We start from the raw sequence: 22,094 nt of genomic DNA, 5'->3' as shown, positions 1-22,094 counted from the left end.
ATGGTCCGCGACACAGCGTGGCGCACGGCCCAGCCGCTCCGGTTGTCGGGCACGGAAGGCGAGTCCGAAGTGATCGCGGAGGTCGGCCCTGAAGGCCCGACCGAGCTCGACTGCAGGAGCCTCGCGCTGCTCCTGGCCGGCCTGACGTACCCGTCGGCCGCGAGCTCGGTCTGTCGCCGCGTACGCTGCTCCGGCGCCTGCGCCGTCTCATGGACCTGGCCGGGGTACGGACCCGGATTCAGTGGGGAGCCCATGCCGTGCGAACCGGCTGGGCGGAGCCCCCGGGAACCTGATCGAGGATCAGGCGAGGACGTTGACCGCGCGGGCGACCACCAGCCCGAGAATGAGCAGGGAGACAAGGGACTGAATGCCCATGGCGATCTTGGCCCAGGGGGCCAGGGGCATCACGTCGGTGGGGCTGAACGCGGTGGCGTTGGTCAGCGCGAGGTAGAGGTAGTCGACGAAGCGGGGCCGCCAGTCGGCGTTTGCCACTTCGGGGCTGAGCTGCTGTGGGAAGGCGAGCGCGGGCGTAGCGGGCATGTGGTGGACACGGGCCGCCGCCCCACCGCAGTCGAGCTCGAAGTACAGCAGGGAGAAGGCCAGAACCGTGCAGGCCCACACCGTGCCGCCGCTCTGCAACAGGCTGGTGGCGGAGCTGGTCTCCTTGCCGCCCTGGAGGATGTCGTCGACCAGCTGGACGGTGGACCAGACGGCGCTGAGCGCGAGAACGCACACCAGAGTGATCGACATGGTGCGCAGTACCGTCGAGCGTCGGTCGATCCTGCCCGGGTCGCCGGCGATGAGCGCGAGCAGGAGCAGTCCCTCGACGGCCGGGAGTACCCAGCGCGGCGCGAGGCGGAGGTCGTCGGGGAGCAGGACGGTCAGTAGCATGGCGGCGACGACAGCGGTGGCCATCGGCCACCGGCTCTCACCGGAGGGCCCGTGCGCAATCGAACTCTCGGTTGGCTCAGGGATGCGTCCGGTCATGTGGCGGGCCCTTACGGTCGAGTGCGGAGTGGTTGTCGCCGTCCTTCTCTCGGAAGATATAGCGGGCCGGCGGGCGGGCCGACGGGAGCGCTTCGTCGACGCGCCGCGGTGCGCCGGTGCAGACGAGATCCTCGCGCGTATCGCCACGACCAGCGTGTGAACGGCGTATGCGGCGCACACCGCCTGGGCTTCGTCGCCCAGCTCACGACCTCACGCCGGCTCGGGTGTCTCCCTGCACGACCCGACAGACGTGCCGGCAGAGGTCGTGGACTACGGCAGGGAGTTCTCCGAGACGGAGGCCGAGCTGCCGGAGGGCTGCGGTCGTTGCCTCCGGTCGGCAGCCCGGCCGCGCCGTCAGTGGTGGAAGCGGACGGCGGGCGGAGCCGTGTGGGTGTCTCGTGTCGAGGTGTGTGATCGCGCGGCGCTGCATCCGTCCCCGCGACCTCGGCTGGTGGATCGTCGCCGTCAAGCAGCTCGGCTCCGTCTTGTTCGTGGTCTCGGCGATTGCCGCCTACACCTGCCCGCCACCGGCAGCGCCATCAACGCTGACATCGCCAACTGGGCCACGTCCCTCGGCACCTCGTGCTGCGCCTCACGAGCAAAGGACCAGCTCAGGCCCCTCTTCTCGTGCTCTTAGACGTCATCTCATTTGGTGAGTCGGCGGTAGCAGATGAGGGTGCAGGCGATGCTGGTGAAGGCGAGGAAGTGGTCGGCTTTGCGTTCGTAGCGTCGGTGGAGGCGGCGGCAGCCGGCGAGCCAGGACATGGTGCGCTCGATGGTCCAGCGGTGCCGGCCCAGCCGTTGCGAGGACTCGATGCCCTTGCGGGCGATGCGGTGGGTGATGCCGCGCCCCCGTAACCATTTCCGCAGGTGGGAGTAGTCGTAGCCCTTGTCGGCATGGAGCTTTCCCGGCTTACGCCGCCTGCGTCCACGGCGGGAGCAGATCGGCGGTATGCCCTTGACCAAGGGGATCAGGGCTCGGCTGTCGTGCAGGTTCGCGCCCGAGATTCCGATGGATATGGGCAGACCGGTCCGCTCGGTGATCAAGTGGATCTTCGAGCCGTACTTACCCCGGTCCACAGGATTCGGACCCGTCAGGTCCCCCTTTTCAAGGCCCGCATGTTCACCGAGTCGATCGCACAGCGCGACCAGTCCAGCTCGCCTCGGGCCCCGAGTTCGTCGAGCACCACTCGGTGGAGCTTGGCCCACACCCGGGCCTTCGACCACTCGCTGAACCGCCGGTGGGCGGTTGCCCCTGACAGCCCGAAGGAGGCTGCTGGCAGTTGCTGCCACGTGCAGCCCGACGTGGCCACGAACACGATCGCCGCCAGCACCTCCCGGTCGCCATGCCGACGCCGGCCACCGCCCTGAGGCCGAGACGGCGCCTCCGGTACCACCCGCTGGAACAGCTCCCACAGCTCATCCGGCACCAACCGCTCCACAATCCCCACGACCTGTCGCGCCTACGACTTGCTGGAGCAGGCGGCATCGGTCCAGGCCGCCTGGAAGTCACGGCAGACAATCGTGAGGGTGCCGTCCCAGCAGGCGATCTCGTGGCTGCAGCCGTCCCCGTGCGGAAGGATCTCGTCGAGAATCACAGCCCCGAGGTCCGTCTCTCGGCCCTCCTCAACGGGATCGATGACGAAGCCGGACACCCCCACGTAGCGGATCAGCAGGTCCTGGTCGTGCTTCCAGCAGCTGTGCTGGAACTCGACCTCCATCTCCTCACCACCGGCACCCCGGACAGTCCGAAGCGTCAGGTCCTTCACACAGCGCCGGCTACGGAAGTCATAGTGGCCCGGGTCAGTGGCAAAAGCCCGGGCTCCCGGCGGCAGGTCACCGGAGATCGAGGGAAGGTGCCTCAGGTAGCGAGCCGGGTCCAAGACCCCTGACAGGTCGCCGACCTGCGCATCGAGATTGACGTACTCCATCGACCTTCGCCCCCGCTCATGACTTCCCACTGGCCGACGAATCGTCGCACAGACTCACCAAATGAGATGACGTCTTAGAAGAATCCGAGCTTCTTCGGCGAGTGCGACACCAGAAGGTTCTTCGGCTGCTGGTGGTACACGGTAGGCGTCTGCCTGACCAGCTTCGCATCATGGTTGGGACACTGGACCGCGTACGGTCCGGATCTTCGCGAGGCACAGTGAAGTGCGGTCGGCGCCGAACCGGCTGGCGCAATGAAACCCGGGCTCAGGGGCGCTGCTTGCGTCCACTGCATTCGGTCCCGCCGATCGCCCGCCGACGACGGAGCGGTGCGACCTCCACGGTCGGTGTCCCGTAACCGCTCGTCGGTGAGGCTCGGGAATGGGGCGGGATCCTGCCCTCAGCCCGTGATCGCCGAAGTGCCCCTCGTACCCGGGCGGTTGAGGTGCGCTCCGGAGGCGAGCCGACTCGACTGCTGCATCGGAGCCGGGAGCCCTCACGGCTGGTGACGAAGAGAATTCACGAGGTAGTAATTAGGTGAATCCCAAACTGAATTACCGTCAATAAGCTCGATCCATATATCTCGATTCGGTAACAAGATTCCCTGAAAGGTCTGGACTTTTCGCGTCCGTGTTTTCAACTTGCCTTTTATTTAAGGTAATTGAGTGTTCATCAGTTCGCCAGTAGAGGGTAACGGTCTGATGTCTCGAGGGTCATTCCTGTTTGCCCGAATTCTCCACTGGGCGGTCTGGCAGGCTTCCGCGCACCCACTCCTCCGACCAAGGATTTGAGGTGCGCATGACCAGGCATCGCAGGAAGCGTGAACACAGGCGCAAGCCCAGGGGATTGATGTTCGCCACCGTCGCCGTGGCATCAGCGGCGGTGATAGCGGCAGGTGCCGCCTACGCCGGCACAGGGGGTGACGCTCAGGCGGGGACGCCCGCACGGGGCATATCCGCGCAGGCCGGTGCGACGGTACCCCTTGCACCGGCCGCAGCGCCGGCCAGAGACGAGGAGCCGGAGCCCGTTGTCGGGAAGCCCGCCAACGACACCCGGCGGGGCATGGTCTACGACGGGCTCAAGGCGGCCGCCAGGGGCGACCGTTGTACGGGTGTCTACCGCACCGACTCCGGACTGTGCACCCATGGGCCCGACGCTCCGCCCAAGGGCGTGGACATCAAGGCGGACGTGGCTCCCGCCGTCGTCACCAAGGCTCCTGCGGCTGGGCGCCCGCAGGACGCGCCCGCCGCCGACGCCGCCGGTGCCAGGACCGCGGCCGCCGCGGCCCCGGAGCCCGCCGCGACGTCCGGAAGTCAGGCCGTCGCCGCAGGCCCCGCGGGTCAGACCGTCCAGTGCGACGGTGACGGCAGCACAGGCAACCGCGTGCAGGTCGTGTACGTGCACGGCTCCGACCGTGACCGGTACGCCGAGTACGTCGCCTCGTTCCGCAAGTGGGCGGCCGACGCCGACCTCATCTACGCGACGAGCGCCAAGGAGACCGGCGGTGTACGGCACATCCGCTACGTGACCGCGGCCGACTGCACGCCGACCGTCCTCACCATCGAGCTTCCGGCGTCCGCGCTCGCCGAATTCAACGCGACCAACAGCGCGCTCGCCGCCAGGGGTCTCAACCGGCGCGACCGCAAGTACATGATCTTCGCGGACACCAACGTCTACTGCGGCATCGGTACCTTCGCCGGTGACGAGCGGCCGGGCCAGAACAACCAGAGCAACTTCGGCCCCTCCTACGGACGTACCGACGCCGGCTGCTGGGGCGGCCACACCGCGGCGCACGAACTGGGGCACAACCTCGGCGCGGTCAACAACAGCGCGCCCAACAGCAGTCGCGGCGCACACTGCACGGACGAGTACGACGTCATGTGCTACTCGGACACTCCGTACTACCCCCAGATGCGGTACGTGTGCTCCAACCAGGCCGCCGAGAACATCCTGGACTGCAACCACGACGACTACTTCCACACCAACCCCGGGGCCGGCAGCTATCTGGCCACGCACTGGAACATCGCCGACAACCAGTTCCTGATGCGGTCCGAGGGTGGTACCACCCCCGACCCGAACCCCAGCCCCACCCCGACCCCGACGCCGACCCCGACACCCACCAGGCAGCCCACGGGCGGCCCGGACGTGACGGTCGGCCAGATCCAGTCCACCGCCGCCGTCGTGAGCTGGCCCCAGGTCGACGGCGCCGCCTGGTACCAGGTCCTGCTGAACGGCAGGCACCTGACCTGGGTGCAGTCGCAGGCGCTGCGCATCTACAACCTCCAGCCCGGCACCGAGTACAAGGTCGCCATCTCGGTCCGCGACCGGTCCGGCCGCGACAGCGGGGCCGGACGCACGACCACCTTCCGTACGGCCGAAGCGGGCGGTGGCGCGATCACCCCCGGCGCCCGCTACACCCTCGGTAACGCGGGCACCGGCATGGCCGCCGAAATCTGGGGCGGACGCTCCGCCGACGGCACGGTGCTCGTCGGCGCGCGCGCCACCGGCTACGCCCAGCAGCAGTGGCTATTCGACGACGCGGGCAGCGGACTCGTCCGTATCCGCTCCGCAGTCTCCGGCAGGTGCCTGCAGGCGGGCGGAGTCCCGGCCCAGGGCATGTGGGTCGCCCAGCAGACATGCGGCAACGCCGCCACGCAGCAGTGGAAGCTGTCCGGCCGCAACGGAGCGATTACCGTGACCGACCCGAGCGGTGGCTACGCCCTGACGGTCAGCAACCGTCCGTACTACGGGAGCTGGCTGCTCGACCTGCAGCGTACAGACGGCGGTGCGCCCCAGTCGTGGACGGTCCAGAAGGTCTCCTGACCTCGATCCGGACTTCGACGGCGACCTCCGGGTCGACCCGGGCGCCGGTGGACGGCCACCGCGGCCGTCCACCGACGCCACCGCACCCACGTACAGGAGCACCACAACGATGCGTACACACCACGCCCTCCGCGCCGGCACGGGCCTCGGCCTCCTGCTCATGCTCTTCGCCCAGGTCCTGGTCCTGTCGACCACTGCCCAGGCCCACGGCGACACCGTCAAGGTGGTGGTGACCGGCCAGCGAGAGGGTCACGTCACGACCGAGATCACCTGGGAGAACGACGGGGACGCCGTCGACGAGACCGTCGCCGCCACGGTGAACGCGACCAGCCCCGACGGATCCCGTTCCCTGGGCCCGTGGCCGCTGGTCCGCGACCCCGGCACCCGTACGGGCTGGAGCACCGCTGAGGTCCTCACCCCCGGCACGTGGAAGGTCACCGTCGACGTGGGCTTCCCCTCCCTCGGCCATGGAGAAGGGGAGATCTCGGTCCCCGTGATCGACCCGTCACCGCCCAGTCCCCACACGACTCCCACCACGTCCGCTCCGGTCCCCACGACGGCCGCCGCTCCGGTCCCGTCCGTGTCGGCGCCCGAGCCGTCCTCTCCATCCGCGCGCCCGGCGGGCGACCGGGGAGTCCGTACGGTCGGGTGGTCCGTGGCCGGTCTGGCCGGATTCGCCCTCGTGGGCGCCGCAGTCGGTGTGCTCGTACGGCGGGCCCGCGGCCGCAGGAGGAGATCTTCTTGAAGTCGCCTTCCTCTGGGCGCTGACCTGTACAGATCGCACAAGACGATCTGGCGGCCACCATCGGACGTCTGCAGGAGGTGACCGCGAACGGCGACTTCGCCTCCTACGTTCGGATCGCAGCCGCCATGGGCGACCTGCCCCAGCCTGTCGGCCCCGCCATCCAGTGGCTCGACGACGAGTCCACCGCCCGCACCCGCTGGCGCACGATGGTCACCGCCCGTCAGCACCGCCTGCGGAACTGACGGACCGGCTGTGGCCAGCCCTCGCGCGGCACGGAGCGTGACCACGAGCGGGGCCGGGTCCCGCTCATCCACCGTCCGGCCCGGCTCCAGCTGACGAACCTGACTGCCGCAGGCCAGGGTGCGTGCTGTACGGATATGGCAAAAGGGGCGGGAGACACCGTGTCTCCCGCCCCTTGATCGTTTCTGGTGTCAGCCGATGGCGCGCCTCAGCGGCACCACCACGGTCTGGCCGGTGGCCTCTCCCCGAGCCTGAAGAACTTCCCTGGCCTTCGCTGTTGATGTACTTCAGCCAACCGTCCTGCTCCAGTTCGCGGCTGGCACGGGAGAAGTGAGGGGCAGCTGCACCCACCAGTTCAGCCGACTGGACCGTCGTCATCTCCACTGGCCCTTCGAGTCCGCCTTGGACGACGCACGTCGTCAGCAGGTTCTGCTTCAGGTGAGGTGGAGCGGGGCTCGCGTAGCCCTCAACCCTTCTGCTTGATACATGCCGTGTCTTTGTGTCACCTAAGGGTTGTCCCGTAACTGCTGGTCACGGAGCAGGCCAGGTGCGGAAAGTGTGTAGCTGCCGAGTTCACGGTGCCGGTATCGTCCGGCCTGAGGACTCGACCGGAGGACGTCCTTGCGGACCGCGCGTATTCATCTCGGGTGATCCGGAAGCGTCTCCGCCGCCGAGGGATCCGTGCTGTCATTCCGCAGCCGTCCGACCAGATCGACCACTGTCTTCGGCGAGGACGTGCGCGCGGGCGCCCGCACGCTTTCGACGCCGAGATGTACAAACAGCGCAACGTGGTGGAGCGGTGCATCAACCGGTTCAAGCAGTGGCGTGGCCAGGCCATGCGAACAGGCAAGCTTGCCATCGTCTACCAGGCTGTACTCCACCTCGCCGCAATCCTTGCCTGGGCTCGGCGGTAGCAGCTGGGGATGATTCACTCGCTGAACAACTTGAGGCTGCCGGGGAGGGCGTGTGGAAGAGCCAGGATTTCGAGTCCTGCTAGCGGAGCCAGGAAACCGGAAGATGGAGGCGATCCGTGCGATCCGAACTGTCACCGGCCTCAGCCTCTGGAACAGCAAGCTCTTGCTGGACAGTGCGCCCGTAGCGGTCACACAACCCCACTGGCTCGAAACAGCCCAGGACGCAGCCGGTCTCCTTGAGGCTGCGGGTGCCCACGTGGCAGTGGTCTGCGACTGGTGCGACCGCACTGTCACGCGAGGGGCTGAACCTCTCGACCCTGCCCCGTGCAGCGGGCCATGCGGTCCGGGCCTGCTGGGGCCGTGCGCGAGCCCCGCGCGACGTTCCGGCTGGGTCAGCGCCTGCGCGGGGCCGGGGAATCCATGACCAAGGCCTCGGAGACCAGGCGGACGCCGCGGGAGAGACGGGCGAGCTGTTCGAGCTCGACGGCGTACATCCTGATCGTCTTCTCGATGACCGACTCGGCCACACCCATCGCCGGCAGCTCGGCCCTGCTGGTGCGCAGGGCAGCGCGCACCGCGCGCGTCTCGTGTTCGAGCTGCAGCTGGACGTGCCGGGTGAGGAGGACGGGGTGACGGGTGAGCGGCAGGTAGCCGCCGTAGCGGGCCGGGAGGAGATTACGCAGCCACTGGGTGGCGGTGCGTTCCCAGTCGGGCATGCCTGGGGCCTTGACCTGGAGTGGCCAGTCCGGGCTGCGCGTGAGGGTGGCCGTCTGGGACATTCTCGTCACTTCCGAGGGGTGTCGAAGCTCTGATCGAGACAATGGTGGGGCGGCCTCGGTCCAAGGGTTGACCGAGGCCGCCGTGCGTTCCACAGGATCCGAGAGCCTTGCCCATCACCCGGTTGGGCCAAGGAGGGGGCGGCCCATCGGGTGGCTGTTCGAAGAGGACGTGGGGTCGTCCTTCCCGGCCTCGGGGATCCGGAACACCGGAGTCAGTAAATATATATACTGCCGAGTATGCAAGGGTATGAAAAATTTCATGCGTGATGAAGGCTGCATATCCCCGTGACGCCGGCGCGGACGAAGCCCGGGCCTGTCCCCTAGAGGAAGAATCCGTGTTGGTCAGCAGCCTGTTCGTATTGTTCGAGTCGAGCCTGGGTCCGCTCCGGACGGGAGTCCGCCATGGCCTGGAGCAAGGCGGCGGAGATCATGCCGGGGGCGGCGTACGAGTCGAAGACGAGCCGCGAGCCGGTCCCGGCGGTCAGCACCACATCCGCCTCCTCGACGAGTGGACCGACGGTGGGATCCGTGATCAGCACGACGCGCAGGCCGGTGCTCCGGGCAGCCCGTAGTGCGGCCAGCGTCTCCTTGGCGTGCCGAGGCATCGCGAAGGCCAGCACCCAGCCGCCGCCGGCCGCCCGGGCCTGCAACAAGGCGTCGTAGGCGACGCTGCCGCCGCGGGTCACCACGCGGACATCGGGATGGATGCGGCGGGCGGCGTAGGCGAAGTACTCCGCGAGGGACGCCGAGATGCGTAGGCCGAGGATGGCCAGGGGCACCGAGTCGGCCAGTTCGCGGCCGATCTCCAGGACGTGGTCGGTGTCGGCGAAGAGCCGCCGGACGTTCTCCAGGTTCTGGATCTCGGCGTCGACGGCGGCCTGGAGTTCGTTGTGCCGCAACTGCTCGCGGCTGCCCGGAACGCCCGCCACCGCGCTCAGGGCGATCGACTGAAGCGACTCGCGCAGGGCGGGATACCCGGTGAACCCGAGGGACGCCGCGAAGCGGGTCACCGAGGGCTGGCTGACCCCGACCCGCTCGGCGAGCTCCGTGATCGAGAGGAACGCGGCCTCGGTGAGGTGATCCACCAGATACTGGGCGATCCGCCGCTGGCCGGGGGAGAGCCGGTGCCCGTCGAAGAGCGCGAGCAACTGGTCGGAGGGAGTCTTCTCCTGCCCCGGCGAAGCTCCACCCGGTGTGATTGCGGCCGCCTGCGCGCGTGCCTGCTGGCTCGATGACACCCGGCGGCCTCCCTCTTACAACACTCGTGTCCAACATAGTCCACGCTCGGCGACCAGATGATCAGCGCGCCGTGATCGTCCCTGCCGGCTGCGCTCGTGAAGGCCCGCAGACGTCCCGATGGCTCCCGCCAGGTTGCGCCAGACCTCGTCTGGACCGGCACGGCGGCCGTCGGAACCCTCGCCGGCACAGGGCTGCCGCAAGTGACGCACCCACACCGCCCCCAACCCTTCCGGCGTCGAGCAGGCGCAGGCACCGCTCGGGGACCCGTGTGCCGGTGGGCCAGGTGGTGACGGCAGCGCAGGACGAGTGGCGGAGGGGGCCAGAGCTGGCGGGAAGCTGGATCCCCGCACGCGGCACACGAGTGGCCCGTTCCCGCATACACGCGGGAACGGGCCACTCGTGTGGCTGTTTGCCTACGGTCCTCAGCAGGTAAGCGGCTGGCCCACGCCTCCAGGCGGGTGTTCTTCGAGCCGCTAAGGATGAGTTTGACGGTCTCGCCGCGCTTGTAGGCGACGGTCGCGTAGTGCTTCTGGCCGTTGCACTGGTGCTGCTTGGCGTAGGGCTTGCCGGTGTCCGGGATCAGCACCTTGAGCTTGGCGTTGCCGCCGCCCCAGCAGGTGAAGACGCCGCGCGCCATGTTGGTGCCGCGGGGCAGCTTGCAGCCCTGCGAGACCCACTTGTTGTGGTGGCTCTTGAGGTAGTCCCCGCTGACGCTCGCGTTCCAGATGTTGGTCCAGCTCGCCTGAGCGGCGGCCGGAGCCGGTGCCGCGCCAGGCGGGGGAGGAGCTCGCCCGGGTGTGCGGGACCGACGCGACGCGGTTGGTCGTGCTGCACGAGACGGCGGTGGGGGACCGGGCGGGGGCACCGGGGACGCCGCCACCCGGCTCGTGGAGGAAACCGGGGGTCACGGACGGCGCCGCCCGGGGCGGCGGTCGTCGCTCCGGAACCGGCGGGCACCGCCCCTGACACGGCGGGCGTCGCTCCGGACCTGGCGGGGGCCGGACCGGCCAGCTCTCCGGCCCCTATGCCGCCGTGGGGAGCCCCGGTTCCGAAGGCGGCCCCGCGCGGGAAACTGCTCCGACGGGCCTCGACAGCGCCGCCGCGGTGGCGGAGGCAGGACGGGGAGCAGCAGGGGACCTCGTACCACCGGAAAAGGCGTCCGAGGACGGGCCTGGCGGACCGGGCGGTCGGCGGACGGGACGGATGGTGCCGCTGGAGCGGGTGCTCGTGCCGGCCGTGCTTGCCGCTGCCGTCGCCTTCGTCGCCAGCCTGCTCGTCGCCGGTGCGTGGCGGGACGAAGGCCTCGGCGCGACCGACCCCGCAGCGACGGGGTACCGCCGGGGACAGACGTACGCCTGCGAAGTACGCAGGGAGGACGGCGAGCTGCGCGCGGGTCACGGCCCCACCCGCGAGATGCTGCTGGACAACAACAGCACCGGCTTCGACGTGGTCGAGACCCAGTGCCTGCTCCGGGAACACGGCATCGACCTGGGAGCGGCCGACGGGCTGTACAGCGAGGTCACGAAGGAGGCGGTCAAACGCTTCCAGAAGGACCGCCGTCTCGTCGTCGACGGCATCGTCGGGCCAGATACCTGGCGGGAGTCGCGCCGGTGAGCGCGGTGACCGACGTACCGACCGAGTGCAGTCGGCTTGCGGCCGCGCTGCGCGAGCTGCGGGAGTCCACAGGGCTGAGTCTGGCGGCGCTTGCCGCGCGCACGCCGTAAACCAAGTCGTCCTGGGAGCGTTACCTCGACGGGAAGAAGCCGGTGCCGCGCCAGGCCGTCGAGGTGCTGTGCGCGATGGCGGGGGAGCCTCCTGGCCGGCTCCTGGTGCTGTGGGAACCGGCCGACGCGGTCTGGAACGGCCGGTCCGCGCCGCCCGGGCACGCCCGGAAATACCCACCACATACGAGGGCGCCCCACCGTCGGCCTGGCACCCGGTGCGAGAGCACGGGACCACGACCGCGGCGCCTGCGGCGCTGGGCCGCGGCCGCCGGGTTGGTGTTGCTCGGACTGGGCGGCCTGACCCTGGCGCCCCGAGGGGACGATGCCCCCGCGGACACCGGCGAGCCTGCCATCTGCAACCCCGGCTGCACGGGCGCGGCATGCGAGGGCAAGGACCCGAAGACGATGGGGTGTGGCGGCACCGGGATGACCTCGACCATCGCGGCGCTCACCGGCGGTGCCGGACAGCACATGGAGCTGCGGCAAGGCGAGGACTGCCGGGTGGTGTGAGTGCGTGCCACGGGCCTCAGGCCGGGCGACCGCGTGGACCTGGCAGACCGTGCGGCTGCGCGGTGGCTTCCCGGGTGTCGACGGCCAGGACCTGATGGTCTCGCTCGACCTTCTCGGCCTGCGCCCGCGGATGGTCTGCCGGCTCCTGACCGTCTCAATGGTGCGGCGGGCGCTCGGCGCTGTCCCGATCGGCAGAACGGCCTCCAGGCTCCGCGCGCGAGATGCTCTGTCCTGCTCTAGTTTGTCCATTGATCGACCGTTCTTCGGAAAGGGAGCTTTTCTCATGGCTGAGAAGGCCAAGGGCAAGATGGAACAGGCCAAGGGCAAGGCCAAGGAGGTCGCCGGCAAGGCGGCCGGGAACGAGCGGATGAAGGCCGAAGGCAAGACCGACCAGGTCAAGGGCAAGACCCGCGAGGTCGCGGACAAGGGCAAGGAGCAGGCCCGCGGGGTGAAGGACTCCCTGCGCGACCGCCGCCAGCCCTGAGCGCTCCGCCCGCTGCATGTACGGCAGACCGTGGCGCTTCCCAGCTCACTGATGTCGATTCAGCAGAACCGCTTCGATCCCTCATCGTGTAACGAGGGATCTTTGCCTCCTACACGGCAGGGGGGCCTCGCCGGCTCGGGCGACGAGAACCGGACGGACGGCTTGAGACGCAGGCGCACGCGTGAGGCCCGGATCCACAGGATCCGGGCCTCACGTCACTTCAGTAGCGGGGACAGGATTTGAACCTGCGACCTCTGGGTTATGAGCCCAGCGAGCTACCGAGCTGCTCCACCCCGCGTCGGAAGGCCCAACTGTACGCCACCCACGGCGTTGCCCAAGACCAGGCCGATGAAGCCATCCGTGCTGCCGCGATCCAGCGGGCCTGCGCCGGTGTCGGGGCCGGCGGCGGCTCTCCCGGGATGGCTGACCGGCCGCGCGGACGGACACGGCCTCACCCTCGATCCCGCTCGGTCCGCTGTCGGACGTGCCCACCTGGCGGAGCTGACCGGGCGTCCGGCCGCCGAGCGGCGGCGGGCACAGCCGATCAATCTCCAGTTCCCATGTCTGCCTGGACGGTCGACTGAACCGCGTAGGACATGCAAGAGATTTCATGGCTGAGAGCGGAGTGACAGACTTCAGGGACAGCGCTCCATGCATGCGTAGTTCGAGAAAGCAGACGATGTCCGATCCGATACCAGGGCCTCCGCACCGCACCCACAATCCTTGGGCGCCTCCGCCGCAGGATGGAGTGCCTCCTGCGCAGCCATGGCCCACTCCACCGGGCGCGTGGGGCCTGCAAGGTCCCACGCCGCCGGCCCGTGCACTTGGACCGACGACCGCACCACCTGGGGCCGCTTACCACGAGCAAGGGCGCAATGGACGCCAGCGTACTTGGGCGCGAACTGGGGAGTTCTTCCTCGTCCTTGCCCTGATGGTGGCCGGGATGATCCTTGTGTTCATCGGCTCTGCCGTCGCCGGCACGGTATTGAAACTGGGGTGGGCTCCAGACGACAGCGACAGATTCTTCGCCGATCCGCTGCTCGACAATGCCGTCCTGCTGGTGGGCCTCGCTTTGTGGACTCCGGCCGTGCTCCTTGCCGTTCGTGTGTGCGGGAAGCGGCCGGCCGGCACCCTCGCGTCCGTCACCGGACGGCTGCGGTGGGGGTGGCTGGGACGGTGCTTCGGGCTGGCTGCGGTCGTGCTCGTTATCCAGAACCTCGTACTGATCGTTTGGGGCCTGTTCCAGGAGAGCTCTGAGACCGTAACCGGGAAGATGCCCGGCTGGTCCGAACTTCTGCTGAGTCTGTTGGTGCTGTGGGCGCTCGTTCCCTTCCAGGCTGCTGCCGAGGAGTTCGTTTTCCGCGGCTGGCTGGTCCAGCTGTTCGGCGGGTTTCTTCGCTCGCCATGGCCCGGGGTGGCCGTGGCCTCGCTGCTGTTCGCCTTGGCCCACGGCTTCGGGCAGATGTCAGGCTTCCTGCTGCTGTGCTACTCGGCGGCCTGGTGGGGCTGGCTCACCATCCGTACGGGTGGTTTGGAGGCGGTCATCGCCGTTCATACGGTGAACAACTTGATTGCCTTCTCGCTCTCCGCGTTCTTTGGAGAGCTGGCCGATGAGAGCACCGCTGCGGATGCACCCTGGGAGGCTCTCGCGGCCGAGGTGCTGTTCGCACCGGCGTTCTGCCTGATAGCTGCTCGACTCGCCGACCGACGTGGAATCCCCACTCGAACACCGAGCCCGACAGTCTGACCGTGGTCCACCGGTGTTGTCCGAGCCGCTGAGAGCTCTCGATGCCTCTGCAGGTGATGGGGTGTCGGCTTCCTCGGCCGAAGAGCCATCGTGGCAGGTGGCGGCAGTCGTGACCCTTGTCGGTATGGAGCTTGCCGGGCTTGCGTTGACGTCGGCCGCAATGTGAAGGGGCCGACGGTATGCCCTGGACCAGCGGGATGAGGGCCTGGCTGTCATGGAGGTGGGCGCCGGAGCTCCCTACAGAGAGACGGATTGGTCCGTGCCGTGGGCGCAGCGCCTGCCCGAGCTCGCCGCCCGCCCGCTGGACGGCGAGAACCTGGAGGTGATCGCATGAGCCCCATACCGGAGACGAGCGGCGTCGACCTCAGCCGCCAGGCACTCCTCGCCGTCCGCGAGGCGGCCAAGGTGCGGAAGACCGAGACCCGGCAGAAGCCGAAGCGGCGAACCATCACCCTCGTGCGTGACGGCTGCGCGCCGCTCGCGTTCGGTACGGCGATCGGGATGATGACCGAGCGCGGTCTGGTCGCCCCGGCCGCCGGCGGGCAGCATCCCGGCCCAGTGGGAGACGATCATGGCCGCGGCCGCGCCCGAACTCGCTGGCCACGTCCGGGCCGTGGCGTTCGTCGACGAGTCCGGCCGCCTGGACGTTGCCCCCGACGCCCCCGCGTACGGCACGAAGGCCCGCTGGATCACGCCGAAACTCATCGCGGCCGCCAACAGTGCCCGACACGAACGTCCGGACCCTGCACGTGCTGGCACCCGCCTCCCGCGCCGCCACCACGGCGACGTCCCGGCGGCCCCCGACGAACCGGCCCCGCAACCGGTCGTTCCGGTCGGGCCGGTGAAGACGAGGCAGACCGCGTCGGCCGACTACTTCAGTGCGCTCGAAGCCCACCACGCGGTCGCTCCGCCCCGATAGGAGGACCCGGCCCTGGTCGCAGCCGTCGTAGCCAGGAACAGGCCCGCCACCACCTCGCGGAGCGGGTCTTCCCCGGTGTCGAGCAGACACAGGAAGACGAGACTCCGGCGTCGCTCGGGGACGTCCGTGTCCAGCAGCGCCAAGCCGCCGAAGCTGTGCGCGCGGCCGCAATCCTGGGGCCCGCGCCGAACGCGCCGGACGGAGCCCGGTGCGGCCTGCAGGACCGTCGAAAGCCGCTGATAGACGGTGTCCTGGCAAGGGACTATTGCAGTCGGTTTCCAGAGCACGGGTCAGTGCGGCAGCGTCGTGGTCCGACACCCACCGCCGTGACGGGACCTCACACCGTCCGGCTCCCGTCGGCGTCTGCCCGGCCCGGACGTGAGCCCCGAAGAATGTTAGGGACCAACGGACTCGACTGTCTGGGCGATTTCACCGTATGAGTGATCGTTTTTGCCGTGCGGGAGCGGATGCATGTCGGGCAGGGTCACCTCCCAACAGGCGCGGCCTTCTACTGCTGGCCCCAGCGTCCGCTGGGCCGGGCCGGGAGCAGGCATGTGCGTTCATCGTGGTGTCGGAAGGATGGCGACGTGAGGATTCGTACGGCGATGATGATGGCGGCAGTCGGTGTGGTGCTGGCCGGGGCGGTGTCGGCGCAGGCGGCGGACGTGCCGGTCTACCGGGGACAGGGCGCGAGCGCCTGCACGCCGGGCTACCTGTGCCTCTACGATCACTGGGACTTCAACGCGATCGGCTCGGCGCCGATCCTGCGCGTCGACGGCGACGTGGCGCACCTGGAGGACTACAACTTCAACGACCGGGCCAGCACCCTGTACAACCGAACCACCGACATCGTGCGCGTTTACCCGGACTGGGACTTCAAGGGCACGCCGATCACGCTCCTGCCGGGTGAGTCGATCAGCCTGAACAACGGCAACGCCGGCAACGACTCCGCTTCCTCCGTCCGCTGGCTCTGACCTGCCCTCATGGGCCGGGCCGCGCGCCGGCCTGGCCTGGACAGCCCCCGGCCGGCCTGAGAAGCGCAACACCTCGCGTGCTTCACCGCCGGGGGCCAAAGCCAAAGGGAGAGAGGGCCCCTTTCTGCCGGGTCTGGGTGTGGTCACCTTGGGTGGACTGGCGCGGTGGTGAGTCTGAAGGTCGTGTGCCGCCTCACCACATAGGACACGGACTTACTGATCGTTTCAGAATCAGGTTCGGAGTCGTCTCAGGCAGATGATGCTGCAGACGAGTTGGAGCAATCCGTGGTGGAGGTCGGCGCGTATCTCGTAGCGGATGCGCAGGCGCTTGAACTGGTGGAGCCAGGCGAAGGTGCGCTCGACCACCCAGCGGGTCTTGCCCAGGCCCGAGCCGTGGGGGACGCCGCGACGGGCGATGAGCGGCTTGATCCCACGCTTCCACAGCAGGCGGCGGTACTTGTCGAAGTCGTAGCCCCGGTCGGCGAACAGTCTGCGTGGCCGTGTGCGTGGGCGTCCGCGCACGCCCCGGATCGGTGGGATCGCGTCCAGGAGCGGCAGAAGCTGTGTGACGTCATGGCGGTTTCCGCCGGTCAGCGTGACGGCGAGCGGTGTGCCGTGCCGGTCGACGATCAGATGGTGCTTGCTGCCCGGACGGCCCCGGTCGACGGGCGAAGGTCCGGTGTGATCCCCCCTTTGAGCGCCCGGACGTGCGAGCCGTCGATCGCGGAGTCGTCCATCTCGAGGAGACCTGCCGCTCGCAGCTCAGCGAGAAGGACCTCGTGCAAGCGGGGCCAGACGCCGGCCTCGGTCCAGTCCCGCAGCCGACGCCAGGCGGTCACCCCCGAACAGCCAATGAGCTGGATGGGCACATCGCGCCAGGCCACGCCTTTGCGTAGCACGTAGACGATGCCGGCCAGTGCGACGCGGTCCGGCACCGGCAGTGGGCCGGGGTGGCGATGGCGTCGGGCAGGCCGGACTGGGAGAAGCGGAGCTATGCGCTCCCAGAGACCGTCGGGAACAAGGTCGGCAGGCACGTCGGAGAGTCTGCCCGACGCATGTCGGATACCGGCAGAGATACCGGTGTCGATGTGACTGGCGGCAATGGTCAGATTGGGTTCAGCGCCAGCCACCGTGGCGCGGCTCCACGTGCTCGCCGAACGGTGGATCGAACCCCTGCCCTTCGTCGTCGGTCACGACGTAGTCCGGTTCGGTCTTCGAGGCGGCTGCGTGCAACCGGATGACGAGGTCGGCGACAGGCGGCATACGCAGCGACAGGGCTGCGGCCACCTGAGCAGCTTCGCTGTCGATGTCCGGGTTGTACTTGTCACGGGACCGTGCGAGGTGTTGAGCGGAGATCTGCATGACCTCCACATCGCCACTGGCTGGTCGGGGATGCGCGGTCCCTGACCGGCCCGGCCTGCGGCTGCGGACCCTGGCGGATGTATTCGCCTATGCCCAGGGCGAGGGCATCGAGCTGCGGCCGGACGCCACCGAGGTTCAGGTCCGACGTCCCGAAGCCGGCCGCGGCGGACGCCGGGCGTTCGTCTCGGACAAGAAGAAGCAGAACACCATGAAGGCCACCGTCATCGCCGACCACCATGGCCGCACGCTCTGGACCGATGCCCTGCGACCGGGGCGGATGCACGATGCGACCGCTGCACGCAACGAAGGCATCGGGACCTGTTTCCAGCACTTCCCGGACGTGGAAGTGCTGCTGGACGACGGCTACCTCGGCCCCAGACGCGACCATCCTGGCCAGGCGATCACACCCCCCAGAAAACCGAACAAGATCGCTTTGCCGCATGTGCATGCCGCCAGAGAGGAAGCCCGGCACCGGCACTCGTCGAAGCGCATCACCGTCGAGCACGCACTCGCCGACCACAAACGCTGGAAGCAGCTGACCCGCTGGACGCACCGGCGAGAGGTCCTGCCCGACACCTACCGGGCCGTCGCCGGCCTCGTCTCCGACCGCAACACCACCGCCTGACAAAACCACCAGCTCAGGACCGTGCATCCCCAACACAATCACGCACCAGCTCGTAAGGGGCTGCCGACTTCATGACGAAATCGGGTCGTCTTGGACGTGATACCCAGCCCAGCCTGCACCGGTGTACCGGTCGGCATTACTCCTCGAGGTCGAGCGTTCCCTATGACTCCCGCAGGCATTGCGCCTGAGGGGCAAGCTCGGCCGTTGAAAGAGGCCCGCGAAAGACGTGACATCGGGGCCGCCGACGACAACGTGGTGATCGCACGGCTACGGCCGTCCCTCCTCGCCCGCATGAAGACCTGGAAGATCCTCCGCGACTGCCGCCTCAAAGGCGACGGGGTCCACCACGCCATGCTCGGCATCGCCCGCCTGCACAACCTCGCTCTTGCCGGATAGGCCGGCGGGCCGCACGGCGGCCCACTCCCACAACGGCTTGGAGAGCATTTGCGGGACAACCCTTAGAGCTCGTAACACGATCTTGTTGAACGTCCCTGGTCGGCCGTGACCGGTGTGACGATTCGGCCGTTCGGGATGGTGTGAGTACCCGGCCGTGGATCGTGGACGATGACCTGTGGGTGTTGATCGAACCGTTGCTGCCGCCCTGGCCGGAGAAGGCTCCCGGCCCGCGGCCGGTGCCGGACCGGCAGTGCCTGCAGGGCATCCTGTACGTGCTGATCAACGACATCGCCTGGCAACTGCCGCCCCTGGAGCTGGGGTTCGGCTCGGGCCAGACGTGCCGGCATCGGCTGGAGCGGTGGCAGCAGGCCGGGGTCTTCGACCGGCTGCACCGGATCCTGCTCGCCGAGCTGAACGCGGCCGGCGAGCTGGACTGGTCCCGAGCCTGCGTCGACGGCTCCCACGTCCGCGCGAAAAGGGGGGTGCCGACACCGGCCCGTCGCCGGTCGACCGGCGGAAGACGGGCAGCAAGCACCACCTGATCCGCGCCGGGCGCGCCACCCCGTTCAAGGTCGTCACCACCGCGGCCAACGTCAACGACATCCGCCCGGACCCTGGCCCTGGTCGACGGCATCCCGCCCGTCGCCGGACGCCCGGGCCGGCCCCGACGACGTCCCCAGGCCCTGCTCGGTGACAAGGGCTACGACTCCGACCCCGACCGCCGTGAACTGCGTAAGCGCCGGATCCTGCCGGTGATCTCCCGCAGGGGCGCCCCGAACATCGAGGGCCTGGGCAAGCTCCGCTACGTCGTCGAGCAGACCTTCGCCCCGCTCCATCAGTTCAAACGCCTCGCCGTCCGCTGGGAACGCCGCACCGAACTCCATGACGCCTTCGTCTCCCTCGCCTGCAGCCTCATCTGCTGGAGACGCCTCAAGAAGACCCGAACATGATCGTGTTACGAGCTCTTAGGACCGTTCGAGAGGATCTCGCTGACGCCATGGCCAAGCACGACGGCGGTACCTGGCAGACGTGACCTATTTTGGGCCGGTCCATTCACAGGACGCACGCCCCAAAGCCCCTTGAGACATCTCAGAAGCCTCATCGGCCTGAGTACCTATGTCTGTACCGGCCTGTGCACATTCGGTCGTACGCCGGCAGCGTTCTACCGCCTTCCGGCCGAGCACTGGATCCACCTGCGAACCACCAACCCCATCGAGTCGACCTTCGCCACCGTGCGGCTGCGGACCAAGGTGACCAAGGGGGCTGGCAGCCGGACCGCCGGACCGGCCATGGTCTTCAAGCTGATCGAGTCCGCCCAGGCCCGCTGGCGGGCCGCGAACGCACCCCACCTCGTCGTGCTGGTTCGAGCCGGAGCCCGTTTCGAACACGGCCGCCTCGTCGAACGCCCCAAAGAACTCGCAGCATGACAGGCCCGCCGACCGCAGGTCTCCTGCCCGCAGGCCGCCGATCCGGATTCAGGCATAGCGGTCGAAAAGGGCCTGGAGGTATCCCTCCAGCCGCCTGGTCAGCACGGTGGGGGTCAGATCGGCACGGCCCACCTCGCGCCAGGGGACGGCGACCTTCTCGGCGTCCGGAGCGAAGGCCAACGCGTCCAGCAGCCGCCAGTAGAGATGAGCGGCGTTGTCTTCGGCCAGCGTCCCTCCCGCCGCAAGGTAACGGTCGGCGAAGCGCATGCCCGCGGGAACCCCGTGCAGCAGGGCCAGGGCCGTCGAGCAGTGGGCCACGTCCAGGTCGGCCGGCCCCCAGGAGGTCTCCACCCAGTCGACGACGCCGCTGATCCGCATACCGTCGCCGTCGCCCGTGAAGAGGACATTGCCGGGATGGAAGTCCCGGTGCAGGAAGCAGGCCCGGTGATCCGGGGGCTCGCGGCGGATCACGTCCACGGCCCGTTGCCACAGCTCAGGCCGCTCGGCGTCCTCGGGCGGGCTCACCCGCTCGGGAGAGGTCCACGCCTGATAGGTGCGAGGCCGTGCCTCTGCGGTCACCGGCAGACGGTGGATACGCAGCAATTGAAGGGCCAGCAGTTCGGCACGCCGATCGGCACCTTCATCGCCCAGGCGCACTGTCCCAGGCAGCAGGGACATCAGCAGGGAGGGGTGGTCGCAGTATTGCGCCGTTGGGTCCACCGCCACAAGCGTGGCTGCGGGCACGTCCGTGTCGCCGAGCAGGCGCAGAACGGCTGCCTCGCGGGTCAGCAGGCCCTTTGCGTGCCGAACGTAGAAGGGTTTGACAAAGGACCGCAGGACCAGTGAGCGTCGACCGCCCGGCCCGCAGATGCCCAGACGGCGCATCTCCGACGTCCAGCCGCCGCGCAGCCGCATCACTTCTTCGATGCGCTCTGCCTCGGACAGCCCCTTCTCCACCCAGGCACGCGTCGCACCCCAGCCCTGGTCCTCAAGATCGGCACCGATGTGCTCGGCCCCCTTGCCCGTAAACATGACGGCAGGCTACCCACCTCACCGACGGACGCATCCCATGACCTTCGGCCGGAGGTGGCGCAAGGCCCGTGACGCGGTCGGCATGCCGAAAGAGTTCCAGGCGCGACGATGACAGCGACGCCGATGTCCGCCGTCAGCGCGTGGTGGCTGCCTGGAGCCTGGATGGGAGCGCGGCCGCCGCTGTCCGCAAGTTTCCGCCGCCGACCTCGGCTGGCGGCGCTGTGCGGGTGAGATGACAGATCGGGGTGGAGGTTCAGCGTCGACCTCCCCTCGCTCAGCAACGCCAGTTGGTCGGGTAGCCGGGCATGACGGGAGACCCGGCTGCCCGACCAGGGAGCCCAGGGGTCTCACCCCGATCCCCTCGGCACCGATGGCAAAAGGGCGGACTTCCTGGCGTTGAGGGTGGCCCGTCCGTAGTGCTGCAGACCTACAGCACGCGCAGGGCCTGGTCGACGTCACGCTCACGCCTGGCAAGTGCATGCAACACGGCTCGGTCGCCGTGCCGGTCCCGGGCAGCGGCAACGAGCACATCCACCGCGACGGCGAGCGTGGCGTCGGGCACCGGGCATGGCACGTCGACACTGAGCGCGAGGTCATCGAGGTGCACCGCCAGCTCGACGCAGCGGGTCTGCGGGTACCCGTCGAGCAGCATCTCCTCTGCCGGCCGGTGAAGGACGGCCACCCGCCGGTCGGCCGACTCCATGCCCAGCCGCTGCGACAACCGCCCCCACGCCGCCCTGGCCTGCTCAGCCACAACAGCGGGCCCAGCTGCGGCAGTTTCCTCGCTGCGAGCGCGCACCCCGACGTTCAGAGCGGAGTCCGGCAACGAGGTGTCCGCGAGCCGCGTAGTACCGAACCGGTGACACCGGTTGCGCGCCAGATACCTGACCGTCGAGGAACCACTCTGGAGAACGCTCCGCGCGAGATGGCCGGCCAGCCCGCCCACTGACGTCCCAGGGAGCACGGACTCGGTCTCCCCGCATTGGGCTGCCTGTTCTGTGGCCAGCAGGCGCACGGCCCTCTCGGCAGCCTGCTGCAGGTAGGTCTTCCGGACCTTGTCAATCATGCGGGCGTCAATCATGCGGGCATCGTCCCGATCTCCTCGTCCCAGTTGTTCACGGGTTCGTGTGATGGACCTACCCGCCAGCTCAGGTCACGGCCTCTTGGCGGGTTCGGCGGGGGGCGGGCGCCGGCCGGGGCGCCCCCCCCCCGGGCCGAAGGAAGGGAGAGGGGCGGGG

Annotated in this window: 19 protein-coding genes, 1 tRNA gene and 6 pseudogenes; 16 read left to right on the top strand and 10 right to left on the bottom strand. The window is 68.8% G+C overall.

Translation table 11 applies throughout. From position 1 onward, the window contains the following. Window positions 1–300 precede the first annotated feature (300 nt). The gene (locus K7G60_RS34580) at window positions 301–915 is read right to left on the bottom strand and encodes a hypothetical protein (RefSeq protein ID WP_225804916.1); all 615 of its coding nucleotides are present in this window, start codon (window positions 913–915) and stop codon (window positions 301–303) included. A gap of 506 nt (window positions 916–1,421) precedes the next feature. On the opposite strand from K7G60_RS34580, the pseudogene K7G60_RS34575 reads away from it, so the two are divergent. Further along, window positions 1,422–1,624: pseudogene (locus K7G60_RS34575) on the top strand (hypothetical protein); the annotation flags it as partial. Between the two features lie 8 nt (window positions 1,625–1,632). Here the strand turns inward: K7G60_RS34575 and K7G60_RS34570 are convergent. Both K7G60_RS34570 and K7G60_RS34565 read right to left on the bottom strand, forming a co-directional pair. Beyond that, window positions 1,633–2,432 (bottom strand): IS5 family transposase gene (locus K7G60_RS34570; RefSeq protein WP_374115729.1). Its coding sequence is split into 2 segments (ribosomal slippage): window positions 1,633–2,084 and window positions 2,084–2,432, totalling 801 coding nucleotides; the frame shifts between segments, so codons are not numbered across the junction. Between the two features lie 18 nt (window positions 2,433–2,450). Continuing rightward, the gene (locus tag K7G60_RS34565; protein ID WP_225804915.1) at window positions 2,451–2,918 is read right to left on the bottom strand and encodes a hypothetical protein; all 468 of its coding nucleotides are present in this window, start codon (window positions 2,916–2,918) and stop codon (window positions 2,451–2,453) included. A 1,060-nt stretch (window positions 2,919–3,978) separates the two neighbouring features. On the opposite strand from K7G60_RS34565, the gene K7G60_RS39030 reads away from it, so the two are divergent. The 5 genes and pseudogenes from K7G60_RS39030 to K7G60_RS34530 all read left to right on the top strand — a co-directional run bounded on the left by K7G60_RS39030 (window position 3,979) and on the right by K7G60_RS34530 (window position 8,062). Beyond that, on the top strand, window positions 3,979–5,739 hold the full coding sequence (locus K7G60_RS39030) for an RICIN domain-containing protein (RefSeq protein ID WP_263986646.1): 1,761 nt from the start codon (window positions 3,979–3,981) through the stop codon (window positions 5,737–5,739). 109 nt (window positions 5,740–5,848) lie between these two features. Continuing rightward, window positions 5,849–6,484 carry a hypothetical protein gene (locus K7G60_RS34545; RefSeq protein ID WP_225804913.1) on the top strand — a complete coding sequence of 212 codons (636 nt, stop codon included), beginning with the start codon at window positions 5,849–5,851 and terminating at the stop codon, window positions 6,482–6,484. A gap of 77 nt (window positions 6,485–6,561) precedes the next feature. After that, window positions 6,562–6,726 (top strand): hypothetical protein, encoded by a 165-nt coding sequence (locus tag K7G60_RS34540; RefSeq protein WP_225804912.1) that lies wholly within the window; start codon window positions 6,562–6,564, stop codon window positions 6,724–6,726. Window positions 6,727–7,323: 597 nt separating this feature from the next. Beyond that, window positions 7,324–7,638, top strand: a pseudogene (locus K7G60_RS34535) (transposase); the annotation flags it as partial. Window positions 7,639–7,741: 103 nt separating this feature from the next. Then, window positions 7,742–8,062 (top strand): ribosomal protein L7/L12, encoded by a 321-nt coding sequence (locus tag K7G60_RS34530; protein WP_374115728.1) that lies wholly within the window; start codon window positions 7,742–7,744, stop codon window positions 8,060–8,062. On the opposite strand, the gene K7G60_RS34525 is transcribed toward K7G60_RS34530, so the two are convergent. Both K7G60_RS34525 and K7G60_RS34520 read right to left on the bottom strand, forming a co-directional pair. Further along, window positions 8,031–8,417, bottom strand: a complete 387-nt coding sequence (locus K7G60_RS34525; protein WP_225804910.1) for a hypothetical protein — start codon at window positions 8,415–8,417, stop codon at window positions 8,031–8,033. The two genes, K7G60_RS34530 and K7G60_RS34525, sit on opposite strands and share 32 nt — an antisense overlap. 320 nt (window positions 8,418–8,737) lie before the next feature. Next, window positions 8,738–9,655: a MurR/RpiR family transcriptional regulator gene (locus K7G60_RS34520; RefSeq protein ID WP_225804909.1), complete on the bottom strand. Its 918-nt coding sequence runs from the start codon at window positions 9,653–9,655 to the stop codon at window positions 8,738–8,740. Between the two features lie 1,204 nt (window positions 9,656–10,859). Between K7G60_RS34520 and K7G60_RS34515 the strand changes: the two genes are divergently transcribed. The 3 genes from K7G60_RS34515 (at window position 10,860) to K7G60_RS34505 (ending at window position 12,374) form a co-directional block, all read left to right on the top strand. Beyond that, window positions 10,860–11,270 carry a peptidoglycan-binding protein gene (locus K7G60_RS34515; protein ID WP_225804908.1) on the top strand — a complete coding sequence of 137 codons (411 nt, stop codon included), beginning with the start codon at window positions 10,860–10,862 and terminating at the stop codon, window positions 11,268–11,270. 386 nt (window positions 11,271–11,656) lie between these two features. Then, the gene (locus K7G60_RS34510; RefSeq protein ID WP_225804907.1) at window positions 11,657–11,890 is read left to right on the top strand and encodes a hypothetical protein; all 234 of its coding nucleotides are present in this window, start codon (window positions 11,657–11,659) and stop codon (window positions 11,888–11,890) included. Between the two features lie 283 nt (window positions 11,891–12,173). Further along, on the top strand, window positions 12,174–12,374 hold the full coding sequence (locus K7G60_RS34505; RefSeq protein WP_225804906.1) for a CsbD family protein: 201 nt from the start codon (window positions 12,174–12,176) through the stop codon (window positions 12,372–12,374). A gap of 224 nt (window positions 12,375–12,598) precedes the next feature. Here K7G60_RS34505 and K7G60_RS34500 read toward each other — a convergent pair. Continuing rightward, window positions 12,599–12,672, bottom strand: a tRNA-Met gene (locus K7G60_RS34500). A gap of 645 nt (window positions 12,673–13,317) precedes the next feature. Here K7G60_RS34500 and K7G60_RS34495 point away from each other — a divergent pair. The 3 genes from K7G60_RS34495 (at window position 13,318) to K7G60_RS34485 (ending at window position 16,014) form a co-directional block, all read left to right on the top strand. Further along, complete coding sequence (locus tag K7G60_RS34495; RefSeq protein ID WP_225804905.1) at window positions 13,318–14,121, top strand: CPBP family intramembrane glutamic endopeptidase; 804 nt, start codon at window positions 13,318–13,320, stop codon at window positions 14,119–14,121. Window positions 14,122–14,692: 571 nt separating this feature from the next. After that, on the top strand, window positions 14,693–15,040 hold the full coding sequence (locus K7G60_RS34490) for a hypothetical protein (RefSeq protein WP_225804904.1): 348 nt from the start codon (window positions 14,693–14,695) through the stop codon (window positions 15,038–15,040). 587 nt (window positions 15,041–15,627) lie between these two features. Next, window positions 15,628–16,014 carry a peptidase inhibitor family I36 protein gene (locus K7G60_RS34485; RefSeq protein ID WP_225804903.1) on the top strand — a complete coding sequence of 129 codons (387 nt, stop codon included), beginning with the start codon at window positions 15,628–15,630 and terminating at the stop codon, window positions 16,012–16,014. A 231-nt stretch (window positions 16,015–16,245) separates the two neighbouring features. Here the strand turns inward: K7G60_RS34485 and K7G60_RS34480 are convergent. Together K7G60_RS34480 and K7G60_RS34475 are read right to left on the bottom strand one after the other, a co-directional pair. Further along, a protein-coding gene (locus K7G60_RS34480; protein WP_225804917.1) for an IS5 family transposase occupies window positions 16,246–17,048 on the bottom strand; the annotation gives its coding sequence in 2 pieces (ribosomal slippage) (window positions 16,246–16,709 and window positions 16,709–17,048; 804 coding nt in all). Window positions 17,049–17,130: 82 nt separating this feature from the next. Further along, window positions 17,131–17,376 carry a hypothetical protein gene (locus K7G60_RS34475; RefSeq protein WP_225804902.1) on the bottom strand — a complete coding sequence of 82 codons (246 nt, stop codon included), beginning with the start codon at window positions 17,374–17,376 and terminating at the stop codon, window positions 17,131–17,133. A gap of 16 nt (window positions 17,377–17,392) precedes the next feature. Here K7G60_RS34475 and K7G60_RS34470 point away from each other — a divergent pair. The 4 pseudogenes from K7G60_RS34470 to K7G60_RS34455 all read left to right on the top strand — a co-directional run. Further along, window positions 17,393–18,001, top strand: a pseudogene (locus K7G60_RS34470) (transposase family protein); the annotation flags it as partial. 279 nt (window positions 18,002–18,280) lie between these two features. Beyond that, a pseudogene (locus K7G60_RS34465) lies at window positions 18,281–18,397 on the top strand (IS5/IS1182 family transposase); the annotation flags it as partial. Between the two features lie 158 nt (window positions 18,398–18,555). Then, window positions 18,556–19,347: pseudogene (locus K7G60_RS34460) on the top strand (IS5 family transposase). Between the two features lie 210 nt (window positions 19,348–19,557). Further along, a pseudogene (locus tag K7G60_RS34455) lies at window positions 19,558–19,824 on the top strand (IS256 family transposase); the annotation flags it as partial. Window positions 19,825–19,872: 48 nt separating this feature from the next. Here K7G60_RS34455 and K7G60_RS34450 read toward each other — a convergent pair. After that, entirely contained in the window at window positions 19,873–20,856 is a 984-nt protein-coding gene (locus tag K7G60_RS34450) for a phosphotransferase family protein (protein WP_225804900.1), read from the bottom strand. A gap of 427 nt (window positions 20,857–21,283) precedes the next feature. Then, entirely contained in the window at window positions 21,284–21,937 is a 654-nt protein-coding gene (locus K7G60_RS34445) for a maleylpyruvate isomerase N-terminal domain-containing protein (RefSeq protein ID WP_225804899.1), read from the bottom strand. Window positions 21,938–22,094: the final 157 nt, after the last annotated feature.

Source organism: Streptomyces sp. NK15101, assembly GCF_020400725.1.
Taxonomy (GTDB): domain Bacteria; phylum Actinomycetota; class Actinomycetes; order Streptomycetales; family Streptomycetaceae; genus Streptomyces.
This window is presented reverse-complemented; position numbering and strand designations above follow the sequence as displayed.